Source organism: Pseudomonas sp. PGPR N4 (assembly GCF_059693665.1).
This window is the reverse complement of sequence record NZ_JCAUKV010000005.1, coordinates 348,614-365,997: the sequence shown is the minus strand read 5'-3', so window position 1 is coordinate 365,997 and position 17,384 is coordinate 348,614. Positions and strand designations below refer to the sequence as shown.

14 protein-coding genes are annotated in these 17,384 nt (G+C 61.6%); 7 read left to right on the top strand and 7 right to left on the bottom strand.

Annotated features, from left to right (window positions below; genetic code table 11):
* Positions 1–204: 204 nt before the first annotated feature.
* Positions 205–516 carry a DUF2288 domain-containing protein gene (locus AC58X1_RS20120; protein ID WP_101321797.1) on the bottom strand — a complete coding sequence of 104 codons (312 nt, stop codon included), beginning with the start codon at positions 514–516 and terminating at the stop codon, positions 205–207.
* A gap of 356 nt (positions 517–872) precedes the next feature.
* Here AC58X1_RS20120 and AC58X1_RS20115 point away from each other — a divergent pair, with 356 nt between their 5' ends.
* The 7 genes from AC58X1_RS20115 to AC58X1_RS20085 all read left to right on the top strand — a co-directional run bounded on the left by AC58X1_RS20115 (position 873) and on the right by AC58X1_RS20085 (position 8,363).
* Positions 873–1,988, top strand: coding sequence for a branched-chain amino acid ABC transporter substrate-binding protein (locus tag AC58X1_RS20115; protein WP_150571553.1), 1,116 nt, complete (start codon positions 873–875; stop codon positions 1,986–1,988).
* A 224-nt stretch (positions 1,989–2,212) separates the two neighbouring features.
* Positions 2,213–3,136: a high-affinity branched-chain amino acid ABC transporter permease LivH gene (gene livH, locus AC58X1_RS20110; RefSeq protein ID WP_447732709.1), complete on the top strand. Its 924-nt coding sequence runs from the start codon at positions 2,213–2,215 to the stop codon at positions 3,134–3,136.
* Positions 3,133–4,389: a high-affinity branched-chain amino acid ABC transporter permease LivM gene (locus AC58X1_RS20105; RefSeq protein WP_101321801.1), complete on the top strand. Its 1,257-nt coding sequence runs from the start codon at positions 3,133–3,135 to the stop codon at positions 4,387–4,389. Before livH ends, AC58X1_RS20105 begins: the two co-directional genes overlap by 4 nt.
* On the top strand, positions 4,386–5,153 hold the full coding sequence (gene livG / locus AC58X1_RS20100; protein ID WP_101321802.1) for a high-affinity branched-chain amino acid ABC transporter ATP-binding protein LivG: 768 nt from the start codon (positions 4,386–4,388) through the stop codon (positions 5,151–5,153). The genes AC58X1_RS20105 and livG overlap by 4 nt, the downstream gene beginning before the upstream one ends.
* On the top strand, positions 5,153–5,854 hold the full coding sequence (locus AC58X1_RS20095; protein WP_101321803.1) for an ABC transporter ATP-binding protein: 702 nt from the start codon (positions 5,153–5,155) through the stop codon (positions 5,852–5,854). Before livG ends, AC58X1_RS20095 begins: the two co-directional genes overlap by 1 nt.
* A gap of 119 nt (positions 5,855–5,973) precedes the next feature.
* Positions 5,974–6,648, top strand: a complete 675-nt coding sequence (locus AC58X1_RS20090; RefSeq protein WP_101321804.1) for a COG3650 family protein — start codon at positions 5,974–5,976, stop codon at positions 6,646–6,648.
* 104 nt (positions 6,649–6,752) lie between these two features.
* Entirely contained in the window at positions 6,753–8,363 is a 1,611-nt protein-coding gene (locus AC58X1_RS20085; protein ID WP_497429359.1) for an NAD(P)/FAD-dependent oxidoreductase, read from the top strand.
* A gap of 69 nt (positions 8,364–8,432) precedes the next feature.
* Here AC58X1_RS20085 and AC58X1_RS20080 read toward each other — a convergent pair whose 3' ends face one another.
* The 6 genes from AC58X1_RS20080 to dinG all read right to left on the bottom strand — a co-directional run bounded on the left by AC58X1_RS20080 (position 8,433) and on the right by dinG (position 17,291).
* Positions 8,433–8,894 (bottom strand): outer membrane lipoprotein, encoded by a 462-nt coding sequence (locus AC58X1_RS20080; protein WP_150573613.1) that lies wholly within the window; start codon positions 8,892–8,894, stop codon positions 8,433–8,435.
* Positions 8,895–9,793: 899 nt separating this feature from the next.
* Positions 9,794–10,441: a pyridoxamine 5'-phosphate oxidase gene (gene pdxH / locus AC58X1_RS20075; RefSeq protein WP_312387074.1), complete on the bottom strand. Its 648-nt coding sequence runs from the start codon at positions 10,439–10,441 to the stop codon at positions 9,794–9,796.
* Positions 10,442–10,460: 19 nt separating this feature from the next.
* The gene (locus AC58X1_RS20070; protein ID WP_150570555.1) at positions 10,461–11,450 is read right to left on the bottom strand and encodes an OmpA family protein; all 990 of its coding nucleotides are present in this window, start codon (positions 11,448–11,450) and stop codon (positions 10,461–10,463) included.
* Between the two features lie 98 nt (positions 11,451–11,548).
* Complete coding sequence (locus tag AC58X1_RS20065; protein WP_101321809.1) at positions 11,549–12,694, bottom strand: serine hydrolase domain-containing protein; 1,146 nt, start codon at positions 12,692–12,694, stop codon at positions 11,549–11,551.
* Positions 12,695–12,827: 133 nt separating this feature from the next.
* Entirely contained in the window at positions 12,828–15,065 is a 2,238-nt protein-coding gene (locus AC58X1_RS20060) for a beta-agarase (protein WP_259076184.1), read from the bottom strand.
* Between the two features lie 81 nt (positions 15,066–15,146).
* The gene (gene dinG, locus AC58X1_RS20055; protein WP_101321811.1) at positions 15,147–17,291 is read right to left on the bottom strand and encodes an ATP-dependent DNA helicase DinG; all 2,145 of its coding nucleotides are present in this window, start codon (positions 17,289–17,291) and stop codon (positions 15,147–15,149) included.
* Positions 17,292–17,384 lie beyond the last annotated feature (93 nt).

The window sequence follows — 17,384 nt, the reverse complement described above, 5'->3', positions numbered from 1 at the left end:
GTGTGCAACAGCAACCAGCAAGTGACAGTGCCACCCTGGCCTCGACTTGAGCGCAGTGGCGAGCGCCCTGCACCTTTATTACGCATTCCGTAAACTGTTACCGCTGTGCCGAACGAAGCTCGCGGTGTTACTTACTTCTACCTTACGTGCACGTCAACGCGCACCATAAGCAGCCGCCTGCCTGTTTCTACGCACCAAAAAAGCTCACTGATTTGTAGCGGGCTTTGTCTGCATGAGCACGAATGGCGAAACCACCACAGCCCAGATTTGCGGATCACGGGCCTGCATGTCTAGCGCCTGCTCTGCCGATACCGGGCCGACAGTGCCATCCGCCCGCCATTTGGCGAACATTTCACCTTGGTTTTCGGCCATCGCCGCAGCAACGGTAATCAGGTCCAGATCGGGGTCGACCCAAATCAGGTCACCCTTTGCCCAGAAACGCTCCAGCGCCTTCCACTCAATGATTGCAGTCTCACCAAGCAATTTGGCATAGAGGGTGCTTGTTTGATCAGTCATGGGTTCCTACCAGCAAGAATCGGCCAACTTAAAGGCCGCTATTTTTGCAGAAAAACCCGGTTGCAAATATGTAATTTGCTCGACGGCTCCCGAGTATGGGGGATGCATCGCTGAATAGAGGCTATTTGATGGCGCTATTCTGTATGTTTATGTCGATCACGCGACACCCCGCGAAACAGACGCTTTTTGATGGCTTTTCAAGCGTCGAGCCAGCGCTCTACACTGTACCGGTACAGTTCCGGGACATGTTCCGGGGGAAGGTGGGCGTGCATATGGCGTGGCCATTGCACATCCCGCCCGGTCTGTAGCCCTGACCGCCAGGACTATAAGAATTACAACAGAATGAGTGGAGCACTATGATCAAGATTTCCAAGCTGTTCGCTGCAATGGTACTGGCCGGCGTAGCCAGCCATTCGTTTGCTGCCGATACCATCAAGATCGGTATCGCCGGCCCGAAAACCGGTCCCGTCACCCAGTACGGCGACATGCAGTTCATCGGCGCCAAGCAAGCTATCAAGGACATCAACGCCAAGGGCGGCGTCGATGGCAAGATGCTTGAGGCCAAGGAATATGACGACGCTTGCGACCCTAAACAAGCAGTGGCCGTAGCCAACAAAGTGGTCAACGATGGCGTCAAGTACGTAATCGGTCACCTGTGCTCCAGCTCCACCCAGCCTGCATCCGACATCTACGAAGATGAAGGCGTGATCATGATCACCCCGGCCGCCACCAGCCCGGAAATCACCGCCCGTGGCTACAAGATGATCTTCCGCACCATCGGCCTGGACAGCGCGCAAGGCCCGGCTGCCGGTAACTACATCGCCGACCACGTCAAGCCTAAGGTCGTTGCAGTACTGCACGACAAGCAGCAATACGGTGAAGGCATCGCTACCGCGGTCAAACAGACCCTGGAAAGCAAAGGCACCAAAGTTGCCGTGTTCGAAGGCCTGAACGCGGGTGACAAGGACTTCTCCTCGATCATCCAGAAGCTCAAGCAGAACAACGTCGACTTCGTTTACTACGGCGGCTACCACCCAGAACTGGGCCTGATCCTGCGCCAGGCGCAAGAAAAAGGCCTGAAAGCCAAGTTCATGGGCCCGGAAGGTGTCGGCAACGACTCCATCTCGCAGATCGCCCAAGGCGCTTCGGAAGGCCTGCTGGTGACCCTGCCGAAGTCGTTCGACGCTGACCCTGCGAACAAGGCCATTGCCGATGCCATCAAGGCTGACGGCAAGGACCCAAGCGGCCCATTCGTGTTCCCGGCCTACTCCGCTGTGCAGTTGATCGCTGACGGTATCGTTGCGGCCAAGTCCGAAGACGCCGACAAAGTGGCTGCAGCGATCCACGCTGGCACCTTCAAGACCCCGACCGGCGACCTGTCGTATGACGCCAAGGGCGACCTGAAAGACTTCAAGTTCGTGGTTTACGAATGGCACTTCGGCAAGCCGAAGACCGAAGTCTCCCCGCAGTAACTGCGTGATCAATAGCTGACCGAAAAGCCCACTGTGCGAGCAGTGGGCTTTGTTTTACGAGGTTCATGAGAACGATTGCCGTGATCCGGCAGCCGCCTCACCTGAAAATCTTAAAACCGTCACCCGCGGTTCACTGGCCGAGCCCTGCCATCGTCGCACAGACCACGAGGCGCGCCGGGTTACCCCCCGCCAGCGAATGCAATCAGGTTTTTAGGAGCGCTGTAATGCCTGAGATCTACCATTTCTTCCAACAACTGGTTAATGGATTGACCATCGGCAGCACCTATGCCTTGATCGCCATCGGTTACACGATGGTGTACGGCATCATTGGCATGATCAACTTCGCCCACGGCGAGGTGTACATGATCGGGTCCTACGTGGCATTCATTGCACTCGCCGGGCTGGCCATGATGGGCATCCATTCCCTGCCGATACTGATGACCGTGGCCTTTATCGCCACGATCTGCGTAACCAGTGCCTATGGCTACAGCATCGAGCGCGTTGCCTACCGCCCGTTGCGCAACAGTAACCGTCTGATCCCGCTGATCTCTGCCATCGGCATGTCGATCTTCCTGCAGAACACTGTGCTGCTGTCACAGGATTCCAAGGACAAGTCGATCCCCAACCTGATCCCTGGGAGCTTCTCCTTCGGCCCGGGCGGCGCAGAGGAAGTGCTGATTTCCTACATGCAGTTACTGGTGTTCGTCGTCACCCTGGTGGCCATGACCCTGTTGACCCTGTTCATCTCCCGTTCCCGCCTGGGCCGCGCCTGCCGCGCCTGTGCCGAGGACATCAAGATGGCCAACCTGCTCGGTATCAACACCAACAACATCATTGCCCTGACCTTCGTCATTGGCGCCGCACTGGCGGCAGTGGCAGCCGTGTTGCTGAGCATGCAATACGGGGTGATCAACCCCAACGCCGGCTTCCTGGTGGGCTTGAAAGCCTTCACCGCGGCAGTCCTGGGCGGCATCGGCAGTATTCCGGGCGCCATGCTCGGTGGCCTGGTGCTGGGTGTGGCCGAAGCCTTTGGCGCCGATATCTTCGGTGACCAGTACAAGGACGTCGTGGCGTTCGGGCTGTTGGTTCTGGTGCTGTTGTTCCGGCCGACCGGCATTCTGGGCCGTCCGGAGGTTGAGAAAGTATGAACAAGAATATCAAACAAGCGTTTTTCAGCGCCCTGCTGGTCTGGGCCGTGGCCTTCCCGGTACTTGGCCTGAAGCTGAGCATCGACGGCATCAATCTGATCGTGCATAGCCAGGGGCCGTTCACCATCACCGTGATTGCGGTGTGTTCGGTGTTGATGTTCCTGCGGGTGTTGTTCGACAAGCAGTGGAGCGCAGTGACTGCCCGTGGCTCGGACCGCAAGTTGATCTCGCCAGCGGTGAGCAACTTCCTGACATTGCCCAAGACCCAGCGCTGGATCATCCTGGGCCTGATCGTGGTGGCATTGGTCTGGCCGTTCTTCGGCTCGCGCGGCGCGGTCGACATTGCTACGTTGATCCTGATCTACGTGATGCTCGGTCTGGGGCTGAACATCGTCGTCGGCCTGGCCGGCCTGCTCGACCTGGGTTATGTCGGCTTTTACGCAGTGGGTGCCTACAGTTACGCCATGCTGTCGCACTACTACGGGCTGAGCTTCTGGATCTGCCTGCCGATTGCCGGCTTGATGGCAGCCACCTTCGGCTTCTTGCTGGGCTTCCCGGTATTGCGCTTGCGCGGTGACTATCTGGCGATCGTGACCCTCGGTTTCGGTGAGATCATTCGGCTGTTCCTGCGTAACCTGACCGACCTCACCGGCGGCCCCAACGGCATCAGCAACATCCCCAAGCCAACCTTCTTCGGGCTGTCGTTCGAGCGTCGCGCGGCTGAAGGCATGCAAACCTTCCACGAGTACTTCGGCATCGAGTACAACTCGATCAACAAGGTCATCTTCCTCTACTTGGTAGCGTTGTTGCTGGCCTTGCTGGCCTTGTTCGTGATCAACCGGCTGCTGCGCATGCCAATCGGGCGGGCGTGGGAGGCACTGCGTGAAGACGAGATCGCCTGCCGTGCGTTGGGCCTCAACCCCACCGTGATCAAGCTCTCGGCATTTACTCTGGGCGCCTGCTTCGCCGGTTTTGCCGGCAGCTTCTTCGCCGCACGGCAAGGGCTGGTGACACCGGAGTCGTTCACCTTCATCGAGTCGGCAATCATCCTCGCCATCGTTGTGCTGGGCGGTATGGGTTCGCAGTTGGGCGTGATTCTCGCGGCCATCGTGATGATCCTGCTGCCGGAGCTGATGCGTGAATTCAGCGAGTACCGCATGTTGATGTTCGGTGCGCTGATGGTGTTGATGATGATCTGGCGTCCGCAGGGCTTGCTGCCTATGCAACGACCACATATGGAGCTGCGTCGATGAGCCGCGAAATTCTGCAAGTCAGCGGCCTGAGCATGCGCTTCGGCGGCTTGTTGGCGGTCAACGGCGTGGCCCTGACCGTCAAGGAAAAACAAGTGGTGGCGCTGATCGGCCCGAACGGCGCCGGCAAGACCACGGTGTTCAACTGCCTGACCGGCTTCTACAAGCCAAGTGGCGGCACCATTCTGCTCGACGGCCAGCCGATTCAGGGCCTGGCCGGCCATCAGATCGCCCGCAAGGGTGTGGTGCGGACCTTCCAAAACGTGCGTCTGTTCAAAGAGATGACCGCGCTGGAAAACCTCCTGATCGCCCAGCACCGGCACTTGAACACCAACTTCTTTGCCGGCCTGTTCAAGACCCCGAGCTTTCGCCGCAGCGAACACGAAGCCATGGAGCGCGCGCAGTACTGGCTGGACAAGGTCAACCTGACCGAGTTCGCCAACCGCACTGCCGGCACCCTCGCTTACGGCCAGCAGCGCCGCCTGGAGATCGCCCGCTGCATGATGACCCAACCGCGGATCATCATGCTCGACGAACCTGCCGCCGGCTTGAACCCCAAGGAAACCGAAGACCTCAAGGCATTGATCGGCTACCTGCGCGAATCCCACAACGTGACTGTGCTGCTGATCGAGCACGACATGAAACTGGTGATGAGCATCTCCGACCATATCGTCGTGATCAACCAGGGCACGCCCCTGGCCGATGGTACCCCGGAGCAGATCCGTGACAATCCTGATGTGATCAAGGCCTATTTGGGGGAAGCGTAATGCTCAAGTTCGAAAACGTTTCCACTTTCTACGGCAAGATCCAGGCGCTGCATGGCGTCAATGTCGAGATCAACCAGGGCGAGATCGTCACCCTGATCGGCGCCAATGGTGCCGGCAAGTCGACCTTGCTGATGACCCTGTGCGGCTCGCCGCAGGCGCACAGCGGCAGCATCAAATACCTGGGGGAAGAGCTGGTCGGCCAGCCGTCTTCGCACATCATGCGCAAGAGCATCGCCGTGGTCCCCGAAGGCCGCCGCGTGTTTGCCCGTCTGACTGTCGAAGAGAACCTGGCCATGGGCGGTTTCTTCACCGACAAGGGCGATTACCAGGAACAACTGGACAAGGTCCTGCAGCTGTTTCCGCGCTTGAAAGAGCGCTACTCACAGCGTGGCGGCACCATGTCCGGTGGCGAACAGCAGATGCTGGCGATTGGTCGTGCGCTGATGAGCAAGCCCAAGTTGCTGCTGCTCGACGAACCGTCGCTGGGGCTGGCGCCGATCATCATCCAGCAGATCTTCGATATCATCGAACAACTGCGCCGTGATGGTGTGACGGTATTCCTGGTCGAGCAAAACGCCAACCAGGCACTCAAGATCGCTGACCGTGCCTATGTATTGGAGAACGGTCACGTGGTCATGCAGGGCACTGGCGAAGCATTGTTGAGTGACCCGAAGGTGCGAGACGCTTACCTCGGCGGTTGATCCTTCGTGTAATCCATTGGGGCCGCCTTGCGGCCCCAATCGTTTCACCACCCCTTGTGATCCCGGGTACTGCTCGGTAACGTGCGCACTTCACCCGCCGCGTCCCCGGAGCCTCACCCATGCGTTGCACCCCTCCTCTGCTGCTCGCCACCCTGCTGCCACTGTTCGCCGGCTGCCAGATGCTGGCCGACAAACCGGTCGACCCTGACCTTGGCACCACGCGCATGCAGGGCGAACTGAGCGCCAGCGGCGGTCATCTGCTGTTCAAACCTTGCAGCGAAAGCCGCTCGTTCGTGGTCAATGATGCCGGCGCCACGGGCATCCTGCAGGAAGCCTCGAGCCTGGCCCACGGCGCTGGCGACAAGCTGTTTGCCGATGTCCGCGGGCGCCTCGCCGGCAGCAAGCAGGCCAACAGCGACGGCCAGCTGGATGTGCGCCGGCTGTATCGCCTGGAGCCTTCGGCCAGTGCCTGCGACGACCCCAACTTCAAGCAACTGACCCTGCGCGCCGGCGGCCATGCGCCGGAATGGGACATCAAGGCCAGCGGCAAGGGCATGGTCCTCAACCGCGCCGGCCAGCCGCCGCTGCCACTGCCGTTCCTTGAAGAGCAGATGCCCGGCGGTGGCCTCAACCTGTCCAGCGAAGCCAATGGCCAGCGCATCGAACTGTGGCTCGCTCCGCAGCGCTGCGTCGACAGCGTCACCGGCGCCGTGCGCCACCTGCGTGCCGAGCTGCGCGTCGATGGCCAGACCGTGCACGGCTGCGCTTACTACGGCGGCGCCCGCGACAACTGATCGCCTAGTGGTTTTTATCCTGCCTTTGAGCCCGGCGAACAGCTTATACTTGGCGGTTTGTGTAAAGCCGCCGGCCGCCAGAGGCCGGGATACTGGACCCTGCCATGCTACGAATCACTGAACTGAAGCTGCCCCTGGACCATCCTGACGAAGCCCTGCGCGAGGCCATCCTCCAGCGCCTGGGTATTGCCGATGACCAGTTGCTGAGCTTCACCCTGTTCAAGCGCAGCTACGATGCTCGCAAGAAGAACAGCGAACTGCTGTTCATCTACACCATCGACCTGCACGCCATCAACGAAGCCGAACTGCTGCACAAATTCGCCGACGATCACAACATCAGCGTTGCCCCCGACGTCAGCTACAAGTACGTCGGCCAGGCTCCTGCCGAGCTGCAGGAGCGGCCTCTGGTAGTCGGCTTCGGCCCGTGCGGGATCTTTGCCGGGCTGTTGCTGGCGCAGATGGGCTTCAAGCCGATCGTGCTCGAGCGCGGCAAGGAAGTCCGCCAGCGAACCAAGGACACCTGGGGCCTATGGCGCAAAAGCGTGCTCAACCCCGAGTCCAACGTACAGTTTGGCGAAGGCGGCGCCGGGACCTTCTCCGACGGCAAGCTGTACAGCCAGATCAAGGACCCGCTGCACCACGGCCGCAAAGTGCTGGAAGAGTTCGTCAAGGCCGGTGCGCCAGACGAGATCCTGTTCATCAACAAGCCGCACATCGGTACCTTCCGCCTGACCGGCATGGTCGAGAACATGCGCGAGCAGATCATCGCCCTCGGTGGCGAAGTGCGCTTCGAGCAAAAAGTAAGCGACTTGCTCCTCGACGGCGAACAGCTCACCGGTGTGGTCCTCGACAGCGGCGAACAGCTGCACGCGCGGCACGTGGTGCTGGCTCTGGGCCACAGCGCGCGTGATACCTTCCGCATGCTGCACGCCAAGGGTGTGTTCATGGAAGCCAAGCCGTTCTCGGTCGGTTTCCGCATCGAGCACCCACAGACCTTGATCGACAAGGCGCGCCTGGGCAAATACGCCGGACACCCGAAACTCGGCGCCGCTGACTACAAGCTGGTCTATCACGCCAAGAACGGTCGCTCGGTGTACAGCTTCTGCATGTGCCCGGGCGGCACTGTGGTTGCGGCAACCAGCGAGCCTGGCCGAGTTGTGACCAACGGCATGAGCCAGTACTCGCGTAACGAGCGCAATGCCAACTCGGGCATCGTCGTCGGCATCGACCCAGAACGGGATTACCCGGGCGGGCCGCTTGCCGGCATCGAGTTGCAGGAGCGGCTTGAGACACTCGCCTATGAGCTGGGCGGCAGCAATTACCAGGCGCCGGCGCAACTGGTTGGCGACTTTGTCGCCGGTCGGCCTTCGACCGCGCTGGGAAGTGTCGAGCCTTCGTACAAGCCGGGCGTGACCTTGGGTGACTTGGCGCTGAGCCTGCCCGAGTTCGCTATCGAGGCCATCCGCGAGGCGCTGCCGGCGTTCGATCGGCAGATCAAGGGCTACAACCTGCATGACGCAGTACTGACCGGGCTCGAGACGCGGACCTCCTCGCCGCTGCGCATCACCCGTGATGCCAGCTTCCAGAGCATCAACGTCAAGGGCCTGTTCCCGGCCGGTGAAGGTGCAGGTTACGCGGGTGGTATTCTGTCGGCAGGTGTCGACGGCATTCGCATCGCTGAAGCCGTAGCGCGGGATATTCTCGGGCTGCAGTGAGCTGAAACCCAGGCGTAAAAAAAACCCGGTCGGCACTGCCGGTCGGGTTTTTTACATTCAGCGCGGCTGTCAGTGGGTGACGCGGCTGGTGCCATCTACAGTCATGATGCGGACACGCTCGCCCACGCGGAAGATTTCATTCTCCTGCACGGCCTGTACGTAGGCGCGGGTGCTGCCGTCATCTTCACGTACGGTGACTTCGACGCCCTGGGTGCGGGTGATGCCTTCTTCAGCAGCCGAACCTGCCAGGCCACCGGCTACAGCACCGATCACAGCGGCAACGATGCTGCCGCGACCGCCGCCAATGGCGCTACCGGCCACGCCGCCGACTACAGCACCGGCGCCGCCGCCGATTGGGGTCTTGGTGCCTTCGATTTTCACCGGACGCAGGGCTTCGATGGTACCCATGCGTACGGTCTGCACGCGGCGGGCTTCATCACGGGAGTAGCTGTCACCGGTCAGGCTCGAGGCACAACCGCCGAGCAGCAGCGACATGGTGGTGAACGCCACCACCAGAACAGATTTACGCATGGGTTGTATCTCCATAAGACAGGTGACCATTAGACGCTGCAGGTTGACGGCTGTCACGGTGCATACGTAACAAAAATGCATTCATTCAGCGTCGGTACAGGGTGTGTGCTGACGCTTGATTGTCAGACCTTGGATCGGCTTGGATTACTGCATTGAGTTTGGGATTGCGGGCTTATCCATTTTGTGTGGTGGCTGTGATGGCCCCTTTCGCCCTTACGGCGAGTCACTTTTTTGGCAAACGCCCCAAAAAAGTAACCAAAAAAGGGCTCGCTCCTACATACGGCCCCTTCGCTGCGCTACGGGGTTCCCTCGCTCCGGCCTTGCTCCCGGGAGGACCGCGCTGTACGGGCCATCCTGGCCCGCAGCGCTTGACGGCCATCCATGGCCGTCACCTCCCTCCGCAAGACCTGCGCTCGGCCTCCTGAAGTCGCAGGTAGATCAAGAGCACGCCTCGCTGCGCTGGCGCAAAGCGGGATCGGGGTGACTGCTGGATTTGGGTACGGAATGAGATTGCTGCGGCACGGCACGACACAAACTTTTGACTTTGCCTCTAGCTCTTGATCTGCGCCTGCGCAGCGAGGCGTGCTCTTGATCTGCTTTTGATCTTGATCCACCGGCGACTCAGGAGGCCGAGCGCAGGTCTTGCGAAGGGAGGTGCCGGCCATGGATGGCCGGCAAGCGCTGCGGGCCAGGATGGCCCGTACAGCGCGGTCCGCCCGGGAGCAAGGCCGGAGCGAGGGAACCCCGCAGCGCAGCGAAGGGGCCGGATGTGGAGCCAAGCCCTTTTTTGGTTACTTTTTTGGGGCGTTTGCCAAAAAAGTGACTCGCCGTAAGGGCGAAAGGGGCCCGATCAGCCACCACAAAAAACGGATAAACTCACAAAACAGCGAAAACCAACCTCAGGGAGCCAACCGCTCCCGAGCCCAATGCCCCGCCACCAGACGATAATTCAGCCGATCATGCAACCGGCTAGCCCTACCCTGCCAAAACTCAACCCGCTCAGGCAGCAAACGATACCCCCCCCAATGCTCAGGACAATGCGGCTGAGTCTGCGAAAACCGCTCTTCAGTAGCCTTGACCAAAGCCTCCAGCTCTTCACGCCCAGCTATCACCCGACTCTGCGGCGAAGCCCAAGCCCCAAGACGACTCCCCAGCGGGCGCACCTGGTAATAGTCATCGGACTCCTGCGCAGTAACCTTCTCAACCCGCCCCTCAATCCGCACCTGACGCTCCAGCGCCGGCCAGAAGAAGGTCATCGCCGCAAACGGGTTAGCCTGCAAATGCTGCCCCTTCGCGCTGTCATAGTTGCTGAAAAAGGTGAATCCCTGAGCATCCAGGCCCTTCAACAGCAACACCCGGCAATGCGGTCGTCCATCGGCATCGACCGTAGCCAGCGTCATGGCATTGGCCTCGACCGGCGCCTGTTCGGTTTTTACAGCATCGGCAAACCACTGGTGGAACAGCGCAAACGGCTCATCCGGCGCCTGGCTTTCGGCCAGGCCATCACGGGTGTAGTCGCGGCGCATATCGGCCAGAGATTGAGTCATGACAGCACTTCCTTGACGATCAGTTGGTCTTCGCAGGGCTGTTGGCAGCGACTTTCTTGTCGGCCGTGGTTTTTTTCGCGGCCGGCTTGGCGGCCGGCTTCTTGGCAGCAGTCTTGGCTGCGGCCTTCTTGACCGGGGCTTTGGCCACGGCTTTCTTCGCCGCAGGCTTGGCAGCGGCCTTGGCTGCAGGCTTGCTGGCTGCAGGCTTGGCCACCGGGGCCTTGCTGTCTTGAGTGGCGACCACAGCGGCCGGGGCCGGCGCCAGGTTCGGCTGCTGGTATTTGGCCAACAGGGCCAGCATGGTGTTCTGCGGCGTCATCAGCAATTCGACGCGGCGGTTCAAGGCGCGGCCTTCGAGGCTGTCGTTGGCGGCGCGTGGCATCACCGAGCCCATACCTTTGAGGCTCAAACGGTCGCGTTGCAGACCACTCAGGCGGAAGATAGCCGAGACCGAGGCAGCGCGCTCAAGGCTGAGCTTCTGGTTAACGGCAGCGGCACCGCTGCTGTCGGCGTGACCGAGAATCAGCACGGCAGTTTTCGGGTCGACTTCAATGGCCTTGGCCAGACGGGTGATCGGCCCCAAACTCGCCGGCAACAGCATGTTCGGGCGGTCCGGGTTGTACGAGCTGTCGACCGGAATGGTCACGGCCAACAGGTCTTCGCGGCGCTCCACTTCAAACTTGCTGTCCTTGACCGCTTCACGCAGCTTTGGCTCGTACTGGTCAAGCCAGGCCTGGGTGGCCTTGTGATCAATCTTGGGAACGACCGGCCCCTTGGCCTGGGTCTCTTCAGAGCCGAACGGCCACCACCAGCGGCTGCTGCTTTCGGACTTGGCGTCGGCTTTGGCAACTTTCTCGGTCACCGCCTGCTTCACTTCCTGATCGGCAACCTTGTCCGAGCCAAACGGCCACCAGCTGTGTCCGCTAGTCGAGGAGGCATCCTGCGATTGGCTGGCACAACCGGTCATGGCCAGGCACAGGGCGAGTGCTAAGGTTTTTTGTGAAGACATCAGCGATACACCATGAAATTGAAGGAAATTTTGCCTGCAGTAGCAGGCATTGGCATTGAGCATAGTCAAACCGCACGGGCATTACCCGCACTAGCCGATCAAAGGCAACTGGCGAGCACCCGCACCAGCTTCTGCGCTCTTGGGTCCATCAGCACGTAAGGGCCGAGGGTATTGGTGACGAAGCCAAAGGCAACATCGTGCTCGGGGTCGGCGAAACCGACCGAACCACCGGCGCCCGGGTGACCGAATGCGCCAGCACCGAGGCCGAAGGTGGCGTTGGCTACGGTTGGCTGGTCCAGCATGCAACCCAGGCCGAAGCGGGTCTGGGTCAGCAAGGTACGGTCTTCACCGAGACTGTGCTCGCGGGTCAGTTCATCCAGCAACTCCGATTCGAGCAAGCTGCCGTCGAGCAGGCCGGCATAAAAACCGGCGAGGCTGCGCGCGTTGCCGTGGCCGTTGGCCGCAGGCTGCTGCATGCGTCGCCATTCGGGCTTGTTGGTACTGGTCAGGATTGCTGGTGGGTTGGTGAACGCTCGGGTTGAAAGCGCCTCTGGCTCGCGCATGGTGACCTGCAGCAGGCGCTGCGCAGCCGCATCGCCTGAATTGCCCTTGCCGCGGGCGATATGCGCCACACGGTGGAATTCTTCATCTGCCAGGCCAATGTGAAAATCCAGCCCCAACGGCTTGGCCGTGCGGGCGACGATCGACTCACCCGGACCGCGGCCGTCAGCTCGGCGAATAAGCTCGCCGATCAGCCAGCCATAGGTGATTGCCGCGTAGCCATGCTCGGTACCTGGGGTCCACCACGGCGTTTCTGCGGCCAGCGCGGCAGTCATCGCTTCCCAGTCGTACAACGCCTCGGCGGGGAGCAGCTCACGGATGGCCGGCAGGCCAGCGCGGTGGCTCAGTAACTGACGCAGGGTCACGGCTTCTTTGCCGGCTTGAGCGAACTCCGGCCAATAGCGTGCTACCGGGGCATCCAGCGCCAGCTTGCCCTCGCCCACCAGTTGCAAGGCAGTCACGGCGGTGAACGTCTTGGTGCAGGAGAACAGATTGGCGATGGTGTCGCTATGCCAAGCCTGCTGCCCATCCTTGTCGGCACTGCCGGCCCACAGGTCGATCACGGTGTCGCCACCGACCTGGATGCACAACGCCGCACCGCGCTCCTGGGAATCCTCGAACAAGGCGGCGAATGCTTCACGCACCGCCTCGAACTTCAGCTCATAGTGACCCTGAATCTGCACCGCCAGCTCTCCGTACGACTCGAGTTTGCAAAGGCGTGCATTGTTTCAGTAGTTGACCATTTTGCCTACTGAATGTGGCCGGATGGTTGTCAGGAAACGTCGCCAAACAGCTCTGCAACCAGCCCCATGCGCCTCATGGCACCGGCTTGCTGACCACCGTGCGCAGCTCGTCGATTACCTGCTGATTACTCCGGCGCACCGCCTCGACAAAGCCCGGATAGGCCACATCGGTGATCGCCACCAACCCAAGATGGCCGTTTTCGCCATCGAGCAGGCGGCCACTGGCAGGCTGATCCAGATACTGGAACCAATGCGCACCGACGATCATCGGCTGGGCCATGGCGGCCTTGAGGAAGTTGGCATACGCCGGGCCACGGTCCTCCTCGCGCGCCAGTTCCACCGGCCCCGGCCAGAACGGCCCACGGTCGCGCGAACCGAACTGGAATTCGGACACCAGCACCGGCTTATCCAGCTCGGCCAGGCGAGCAAAGTCGTAGCCGTCGTCAGGCTTGAGGGTATAGAAGTTGAAACTGAGCACATCGCAGAACTCGGCGCAGGCCTTGACCGCCTGTGGGCTGCTCAGGGCAAAGCGGCCTCCGAGCAACAGGTGGTTGGGCGCATGCCAGTTGAGCGAATCGGCGATGGTCTTGAAATAGGTGTCGGCGAACACCTGTTGGAAGTACTGGTAATCGCGTTCGATTTCCGGGTGCTCGGGGTTGGGCAGCGGTGCTTCGAAGCCTGGGTCTTCCATTAGCTCCCACGCCTGCAGCTCGATGCCCCAGGCCTTGGACAGCCCTTCCTGATTGCGGTACTTGTCGCGCAGCTGCTTGAGGAACGCGCGCTTGGCCGGCACGTCGGTGGTCAGGCGCAGGGTGCCGAAAGCGAGGCCATAGCGGGCCCGCGGATCATCACCGGGTGCGGCCCAGGCCAGCTCGTTGTCGGCAAAGTAACCGATCAGCCACGGGTCATCGCGGTGATCACGGGCAGCAATCGCTACAGCACGTTCGGTGGCCATGGCAAAGCGTGGGTCGAACGGATCGGGCATGCGCCCCCACCAGTCCATGCCCGTGCTGATGCTGGCGTAGTCGCCAACGATCGACAACGGCAGGGTGTAAGGCACCCGTTTGGCCAGGCCCAGTTCAGGATCGCTCCAGTTGCCGAGGGTATTGAAGCCCCACGCCTGCAAGCGATTCAGAGCATGCGCCTGCCAGCGGCCGGCATCGATCGCCATCGGCGGGCACGCCTGGCTGGTCGGTTCGGCGGCGGCCGGGGCACAGCTGTGGCCATGGCTGCGTTGCAGGTTGGCTGCGTAGAAGTCGAACCAGCGGCCCTGCTTGAATGCGCGCCCCTGCGAAGACGCATTGCCATCATCATTGTTGCCTTCCCCGTAGAACGCGGCGAAGGGCTCGTTGACGCCGGGCAACGCGGTGAACATGCCCTCGCGACCAGCAACATAGGTACGCCCGCCATCAGCGGCCACAGCGTTTACGCCCAACGAGAAGAACGGATGGCCGTCAGGCGTCACCAGGAACCAGCGGCCATCGCGTTTCTCTGTACGGAAGAAGCCCTGAGCCTCGAACGCAGGCCCGGCCAGCAGCCCACCGTACGGGTCAAGCGCTTGCTTGCCGCGCTCTGCCAGCCAGACCTTGAGCTGCGCCTGCTCGCGGCTATCGGCAGCTTTGAGCTGGTCATCGCTGACGATTCGCTCCGGCCAGCGGCCCCGCGTCGACTGGCCATAAGCGTCGATCAGGCCGGCATAGGCTGCCTTGAAGGCGAGATCGTCATCTTGTAGGCCGACCCTCTCGATCAGCAGGCTTTGCGCCACGTTGGGCTTGGGGATGCTCAGAGTCACCGAGCTGATCTGCTTCAGGTCCACCTCACCGACGCTGCTGGTCAGCAGCAAGCGCTGGCCGTCGTAGGTCCATGGCATCGGTGGGCCGGCACGCATGCCTTGGCTCAGCGGCGAGCTGGCGGTAAGCGGCACCATTACCGTTTGCGCAGGCCCGGCCGGCAGGTCGATGCGGCTGGTGAGGGTGCGGCCATCGCTGCTCTGCACTGTGACGTCGACCGTCAGCGCCCAATCCATCGCACTTTGCAGGCGCAAGGTGAGGGCCTTGCCGGCCGACCAGTCCCACGCCCCACCTTGCGGGCTCAGGCCCAGGCTTGGGCGTTCGACCGGATTGAACACGACGCGGCGCAGTACCTCGCCCTCTGCGGTCTGTTCGGCGTTGTATTGCGGCATGCCGGCGTCGGCGGTGATGACATTGACCACCGAGGCCGGCCGCACGAAGCTGAACAGCGTCTGCTGCCCAGCCAGCAAGGGTGAGCAGAACAGCAGCGTGAAGACTGCGGGCAAGGTGCGTCGAATCATAGAACTGGAGCTCTCCTTCAGGGCCGCGGGGAGCCCGTGACTGAGTAATGGACAACAGGCCGAAGCTGCACGCTCCAGCCGTCAGGAAATTTCCCGCCGGAACGGCGGTAGCGCGTTGAGGATAGCCTTGCCGTAGCGCTGAGTGACCAGGCGCCGATCGAGCAAGGTGATCACGCCGCGGTCCTGCTCGGTGCGCAGCAGGCGACCACAAGCCTGGATCAGCTTAAGCGAGGCGTCGGGTACGGCGATTTCCATGAATGGATTACCTCCGCGCGCTTCGATCCACTCGGCCAGAGCGGCTTCGACCGGGTCATCCGGCACCGAGAACGGGATCTTGGCGATCACCACGTGCTCGCAGTATGCGCCAGGCAGGTCGACCCCTTCGGAGAAACTGGCCAGACCGAACAGCACGCTGTGCTGGCCGTCGTCGACCCGCGCCTTGTGCTTGTTCAGGGTTTCTTGCTTGGACAGATTGCCCTGAATCAGCACCAGCTTGCGCCAGTCACGATCAAGGCCATCGAATACGTCCTGCATCTGCTTGCGCGACGAGAACAGTACCAGCGCACCCCGCGCCTCTTCGAGCATCGCCGGCAGTTCGCGGATGATCGCGGCGGTGTGCCCGGCAGCATCGCGCGGATCGGCGCCCAGATCAGGCACCCGCAGCAACCCGGCATCGCCGTGCACGAACGGGCTCGGCACCACACAGGTTACTGCGTCCCTTGGCAGGCCGGAGCGCATGCGGAAGCGGTCGAACTTGCCCAGCGCGGTCAGCGTTGCCGACGTCACCAAGGCGCCGTGGGCAACGCTCCACAGGCTGCGCCGGAGCATCTCAGCTGCGAGGATCGGGCTGGCGTTTACCTCGATGTCGAACAGCGCACCGGTCTCGGCCAGGGTCAGCCAACGCGCCATCGGCGGGCTGTCTTCCGGGTCCTCGGCGGTGAACGCCGTCCACAGCTCCCAGTTGCCCTGAGCCCGAGTCACCAGGCTGCCGAACAGCGGGTACCACTCTTCGGCCTGGTGGCTGGCGATACCGATATTCTTCTCGCCATCCATGCCTTCCTTGAGCAGGTCTGCAAGGCGCGTGAACAGGTCATTGAGCTGGGAAAAACCCTTTTTCAGCTCGATGCCGACTTCGCGGATATGCTCCGGCACCACCCCGCCCTCAAAGCGGTAGCGTGGCCGCTCGCGGCCTTCGGTGTCTTCACCGGGCTTGAAGTCTGCAATCTGCTCGCAAAGGGTAAACATGAACTGCTGCTGGGTGCGGATTTCACGCGCCAGCTCCGGCACCTGTTCGATGTACTTGCCCAGATCGCCCGGCAGCGGGTGCTGGGCGAGCAGCTTGGTCAGGTTCTTGGCCGTCTGCTCAAGCCAGTCGGCGGTCGAGCGCAGCCGCGAATAATGGGCAAAATGACCAATCGCCTTGTCCGGCAGGTGATGGCCTTCGTCGAACACATAAATGGTGTCGCGTGGGTCAGGCAGCACCGCGCCGCCGCCCAGGGCCAGGTCAGCCAGGACCATGTCGTGGTTGGTGACGATCACATCGACCTTGCCCATGCCTTCTCGGGCCTTGTAGAACACGCACTGCTGGAAGTTCGGGCAGTGACGGCCGGTACATTGGCTGTGGTCGGTGGTCAGGCGCGCCCAGTCCGGGTCTTCGATGGTTTCCGACCAGCTGTCACGGTCGCCATCCCAGCGGTTGCCGGCGAGCTTCTCGATCATGCTGTTGAACAGCTTCTGGCTGCGCTCGTCGACTTCGATATGGAAGCCTTCTTCCTCGAACAGCTGCGCAGTGGCCGACTGGGCGTGGCCTTCCTGCAACAGTACGTCGAGCTTGGACAGGCACAGATAGCGGCCACGGCCCTTGGCCAGGGCAAAGCTGAAGTTCAGACCACTGTTGCGCATCAGGTCAGGCAGATCCTTGAAGACGATCTGCTCCTGCAGCGCCACGGTGGCGGTGGCAATCACCAGGCGCTTGCCGGCGACCTTGGCGGCGGGGATGGCCGCCAGGGCATAGGCGACCGTCTTGCCGGTACCAGTGCCCGCCTCGACGGCAACCACGGCGGGGTCACCCGAGCGTCGACCTTCGTCGTCGCAGGCAATATCGCCAAGCACTTTCGCTACTTCGGCAATCATCAGGCGCTGGCCGTAACGTGGCTTGAGGCTCTTGGCTTCGAGAAAACGCGAATAGGCGCCCTGGATGGTGGCTTTGAGTTCGTTGCTGATCATGGTCTGCAGGCGCCCGAAGGGCTGGATATATTTTCAGTGTTTTGCATGGGCGGCTATCATACCCCGCTCGCGCCCTTTATGCCGCATGGAGAT

What these genes read in the sequence shown, in the direction of transcription:
- AC58X1_RS20080 (WP_150573613.1), bottom strand. Translation starts at nt 8,894, where the DNA reads ATGCGTAAATCTGTTCTGGTGGTGGCGTTCACCACCATGTCGCTGCTG.
- pdxH (WP_312387074.1), bottom strand. Translation starts at nt 10,441, where the DNA reads ATGACTCAATCTCTGGCCGATATGCGCCGCGACTACACCCGTGATGGC.
- AC58X1_RS20115 (WP_150571553.1), top strand. Translation starts at nt 873, where the DNA reads ATGATCAAGATTTCCAAGCTGTTCGCTGCAATGGTACTGGCCGGCGTA.
- AC58X1_RS20085 (WP_497429359.1), top strand. Translation starts at nt 6,753, where the DNA reads ATGCTACGAATCACTGAACTGAAGCTGCCCCTGGACCATCCTGACGAA.
- dinG (WP_101321811.1), bottom strand. Translation starts at nt 17,291, where the DNA reads ATGATCAGCAACGAACTCAAAGCCACCATCCAGGGCGCCTATTCGCGT.
- AC58X1_RS20120 (WP_101321797.1), bottom strand. Translation starts at nt 516, where the DNA reads ATGACTGATCAAACAAGCACCCTCTATGCCAAATTGCTTGGTGAGACT.
- AC58X1_RS20090 (WP_101321804.1), top strand. Translation starts at nt 5,974, where the DNA reads ATGCGTTGCACCCCTCCTCTGCTGCTCGCCACCCTGCTGCCACTGTTC.
- AC58X1_RS20095 (WP_101321803.1), top strand. Translation starts at nt 5,153, where the DNA reads ATGCTCAAGTTCGAAAACGTTTCCACTTTCTACGGCAAGATCCAGGCG.
- AC58X1_RS20060 (WP_259076184.1), bottom strand. Translation starts at nt 15,065, where the DNA reads ATGATTCGACGCACCTTGCCCGCAGTCTTCACGCTGCTGTTCTGCTCA.
- livG (WP_101321802.1), top strand. Translation starts at nt 4,386, where the DNA reads ATGAGCCGCGAAATTCTGCAAGTCAGCGGCCTGAGCATGCGCTTCGGC.
- AC58X1_RS20105 (WP_101321801.1), top strand. Translation starts at nt 3,133, where the DNA reads ATGAACAAGAATATCAAACAAGCGTTTTTCAGCGCCCTGCTGGTCTGG.
- livH (WP_447732709.1), top strand. Translation starts at nt 2,213, where the DNA reads ATGCCTGAGATCTACCATTTCTTCCAACAACTGGTTAATGGATTGACC.
- AC58X1_RS20070 (WP_150570555.1), bottom strand. Translation starts at nt 11,450, where the DNA reads ATGTCTTCACAAAAAACCTTAGCACTCGCCCTGTGCCTGGCCATGACC.